This is a genomic window from Candidatus Thiosymbion oneisti, assembly GCF_900092655.1.
Classification (GTDB): domain Bacteria; phylum Pseudomonadota; class Gammaproteobacteria; order Chromatiales; family Chromatiaceae; genus Thiosymbion; species Thiosymbion oneisti.
This window is the reverse complement of record NZ_FLUY01000210.1, coordinates 1-3,907: the sequence shown is the minus strand read 5'-3', so window position 1 is coordinate 3,907 and position 3,907 is coordinate 1. Positions and strand designations below refer to the sequence as shown.

Here is a 3,907-nt window from a genome sequence, read left to right as displayed (position 1 = left end):
ATCATGACTGAAAACCCCTTTGATTGATTTTGTAGATGAGTTATTCTACTCTAGCATTTAAAAAATACCACTACCACGATTGGCATCAGCAGTAAAACCGGAGCGAGGGACAAGCGGAGGTTTTGTCCGTTGCATGCTTTTGTTAGGCGCTGATTTAATAAACTTCATCATGTGTCCCGATGTCAATTAGGTAAATGCCATCTTCTTCTTTGTTTTCATTGGTGACAAATTCAAAAACAATTCTTAGATTATATCCAAGACTGCACGCCCACGTTCCAGACAGTTTTCCCTTGAGTTTATGGGTTTCAAGATGTGGTGTGAATGGATCATCCACCAAGCATTTAAGAGTATTCTCGATATCTTGGGTGAGTTTTGGATTCTTCTTCATGAATCTCTTGGATGCCCTAACAAAACTTTTGTTCCAAATGAGTGTTCTCATTGAGTTATCTCTTTCATTAGATCATTTACAGTACCTTTTTTAATTTCACCCCTGGTATAATCTTCTTTTGCCTTTTTAATGTTTCCAGCTATTGAATATCGTCTATGCTCAATTAATCTGTTTCGGACAATATCTACAAGATCTTCTTGCTGATATTCAGGTAAAGATCCAACAACATCCAACGCATCTTGAAACAATGCAGACCGTTGATTAGACATTCTAATTCTCCATTAAAAGGTGTGTAGTATCTTGGCCTAACAGGTAGTAGACGGCGAGTCGCTGTGTTTAAGTACGTCGAAACGTCTTATATCCCACAACGATTGCTTCTTTGTCAAATTCATGAATAGCTCCATCAACGCACCTGGAAACAATGAGTAAGCTCTGCGGACGATTTGTTGCTTCGATCTCTCCCAGCGAACAACTACGGCGAACTTCTGTCTAGTTCTCGATCCCTATTGCAGAAATGGCCTCCGAAGCGACAGTTAGGTATGTACTGCTGGGGCACCGGCTACTTGGTGAGTTCAGGACATGCTCTTCCTCATAACGTTCGATCAGCACCCCCACAATCTCCTCGAAATTGCTATTGCTTTTTGAATCAACTGCGGATCTCCCCGTCGCCCAGGACCACGAACTTGACAGAGGTGAGTCCTTCCAGACCCACGGGGCCGCGGGCGTGAAATTTGTCGGTGCTGATGCCGATCTCGGCGCCGAGCCCGTACTCGAACCCGTCCGCGAAGCGTGTCGAGGCGTTGACCATCACCGAGCTCGAATCGACCTCGCGCAGAAACCGCCGGGCCCGGCTGTAGTTTTCCGTGATAATGGCATCCGTGTGTTGGGAGCCGTGACGGGCGATATGTTCGATGGCGGCATCTAGGTCCGCAACCAGGCGCACGGAGAGGATAGGGGCCAGATACTCGGTGTCCCAATCGGCCTCCGTGGCCTCCAGCGCGTGGGGCAGGATCTTCCGGGTATGGGGGCAGCCCCTCAGCTCCACGTCCCGTTCCCGGAAGGCCGCCCCGAGCCTGGGCAGAATCGTCTCGGCAATGTCCTCCGCCACCAACAGGGTCTCCATGGTATTGCAGGTCCCGTAGCGTTGGGTCTTCGCATTCAGGGCTACGTCGAAGGCCTTTTCCGAATCGGCCGCGGCGTCGATGTAGACGTGGCAGACGCCGTGCAGGTGCTTGATCACCGGCACCCTGGCCTCACGGCTGATGCGCTCGATCAGGCCCTTGCCGCCGCGGGGGATGATGACGTCCACGAATTCGGGCATGGCGATCATGGCGCCTACCGCGGAGCGATCCGTGGTGGCGACCACCTGTACCCCGTCCGCGGGTAGCTCGGCCTGCTCGAGCCCGTACCGGATGCTTCGGGCAAGCGCCTGGTTCGAGCGGAGGGCCTCGGAGCCGCCGCGCAGCACCGTGGCATTACCGGATTTGAGGCATAGGGCCGCGGCGTCCGCGGTGACGTTCGGCCGGGACTCGTAGATGATCCCCACCACCCCCAGCGGGACCCGCATGCGTCCGACCTGGATCCCGCTGGGGCGGTAGGTCAGATCCGTGATGGCACCCACCGGATCGGGCAGACGTGCAATCTGGTGCAGTCCCTCGATCATGGCATCGACCCGCGCCGGGGTCAGCTCCAGCCGGTCGAGCAGGGCCGGGTCCAGCCCCTTCGCGGCGCCGGCCTCCAGATCGCCGCGGTTGGCCTCCGTCAAGGCATCGCGTCGGCGGTCGATATCGTCGGCAATGGCCGCCAGGGCCTGGTTCTTGGCTGTCGTATCCGCGCGGGCCAGGGCCCGGGACGCGGCCCGCGCCTGTTCCCCGAGATCACGCATGTAAGCGGCGATGTCGCCGCTCTGGGTCTCCGGCACGGATTCGGGCATGTGTATGAATCTCCCACGGATACTCAGCGTCCGTATTTGCGGCGGAACTTATCGACGCGTCCGGCGGTGTCCACAATCTTCTGCTTGCCGGTGTAGAAGGGATGGCAAGCGGAGCAGACCTCGATGTGGATGTCCTTGCCGAGGGTGGAACGGGTGGCGAACCTGTTGCCGCAGCTGCACACGACCTTGATATCGCCGTACTTTGGGTGGATTCCCGCTTTCATGATAGCTCTACTCGCCCCGCTTCTGATTAGGTTCATTATTTTAGTAAACTGTACAGAATGCCATTCGGGGCGTCTAATTGCAATCCATAGCCGCTTCCGGCGGGACATGAGCCTGAAGCGAGGGCATGATTCCGGGGCGTGATTCCAATGTGAGATGAGCCTGAAGTCGGAGCCATAGCTTGCGGCTCCTCCGGCACCTCGACCTAGCCGGGGCTACACCCGGCATACCTCGATCGACCCCGGTCACCGGAATCCAAACATGTTTGTCGATGAGCTGAAGGCTCTACAAGCAGAGTTGACCGCACATCCGATCTACGACGCCGTCGAGACCATGGACGATCTGCACCGGTTCATGCAGATCCACGTCTTCGCGGTATGGGATTTCATGAGCCTGGCCAAGCGCCTGCAAAACTTCCTGACCTGCGTCCAGGTCCCATGGATTCCCCCGGAAGACGAGGCATCGGCGCGGCTGATCAACGACATCGTCCTCAACGAGGAGTCCGACGTCGATCGCGACGGCAGCCCGGCCAGCCATTTGACCCTCTACTTGAAAGGGATGCGAGAGGTCGGCGCGCCGACCCGGATGTTCGACACCTTTTTGTGCTGTCTGAAGCAAGGAGAGGGGATCGACGAGTCCTTTGAGGCGGCGTGCGTGCCCCGCTACGCACGCGAGTTCGTGCATTCGAATCTCACGTTGGCACAGCGGGGCAGCCGGGAAGAGGTAGCCGGTAACTTTCTATTCGGTAGAGAGGACTCTATCCCTAAGATGTTCCGGAGGCTGCTTGCGACCCGGGGTATTCCCGCCGAGGAGGCACCCGGCATGGTCTACTATCTGGAGCGGCACATCGAGCTGGACAGCGAGCAACACGGACCGGCCGCGATAAACATTCTCAAAAGGATGATCGGAGACGATCACGACCGCTATACCAAGGCCCTGGAGAGCGCCCGGCAAGCAATCCGCGCGCGCATCCGCCTGTGGGACGGGATCCTCTCCGACATTCGCTCAGCGGTGGAGCCCGGATAAGGCCGCTGAAGCACATAGCGCGGTCCTGGGTTGTTTGGCGTTGGTTGTGGGATCCGGCTGGAATCTGAGTTCTTGGTCATGCCAAAGGGTCCCGGCTTCGTTGAATATCCAACCTTTGAAACAGGATACGAAGCCCTGAAACGGGCCATGGCCGACTTCCAAAATGTAACGCCGGAGACCATAACGCCAGTTGTTTTCGATATTCCGATCTCCCTGATCGTCCTTCGCTGCGTACTGGGATTCACGCCCCCGGAATGGGCCTCAATGCCATTAAGTTAAGCCTCAAAGCCCCTCTCCCGGCGGGAGGGTGTCGCAACAGCCCCGCTCCCGGTCTCTGG

Annotated in this window: 5 protein-coding genes; 1 reads left to right on the top strand and 4 read right to left on the bottom strand. The window is 56.7% G+C overall.

Annotated elements, in window-relative coordinates; translation table 11 throughout:
- Positions 1 to 154 precede the first annotated feature (154 nt).
- The 4 genes from BQ17_RS01990 to rpmE form a co-directional block, all read right to left on the bottom strand.
- Entirely contained in the window at positions 155 to 439 is a 285-nt protein-coding gene (locus BQ17_RS01990) for a type II toxin-antitoxin system RelE/ParE family toxin (protein WP_089724063.1), read from the bottom strand.
- Positions 436 to 657 (bottom strand): hypothetical protein, encoded by a 222-nt coding sequence (locus BQ17_RS20075; RefSeq protein ID WP_141699038.1) that lies wholly within the window; start codon positions 655 to 657, stop codon positions 436 to 438. Before BQ17_RS20075 ends, BQ17_RS01990 begins: the two co-directional genes overlap by 4 nt.
- Positions 658 to 1,034: 377 nt before the next feature.
- Complete coding sequence (locus tag BQ17_RS01985; RefSeq protein WP_089724062.1) at positions 1,035 to 2,321, bottom strand: glutamate-5-semialdehyde dehydrogenase; 1,287 nt, start codon at positions 2,319 to 2,321, stop codon at positions 1,035 to 1,037.
- A 23-nt stretch (positions 2,322 to 2,344) separates the two neighbouring features.
- Complete coding sequence (rpmE, locus tag BQ17_RS01980; protein WP_089724061.1) at positions 2,345 to 2,545, bottom strand: 50S ribosomal protein L31; 201 nt, start codon at positions 2,543 to 2,545, stop codon at positions 2,345 to 2,347.
- Between the two features lie 259 nt (positions 2,546 to 2,804).
- Here rpmE and BQ17_RS01975 point away from each other — a divergent pair, with 259 nt between their 5' ends.
- Entirely contained in the window at positions 2,805 to 3,569 is a 765-nt protein-coding gene (locus tag BQ17_RS01975; RefSeq protein WP_089724060.1) for a DUF3050 domain-containing protein, read from the top strand.
- Positions 3,570 to 3,907 lie beyond the last annotated feature (338 nt).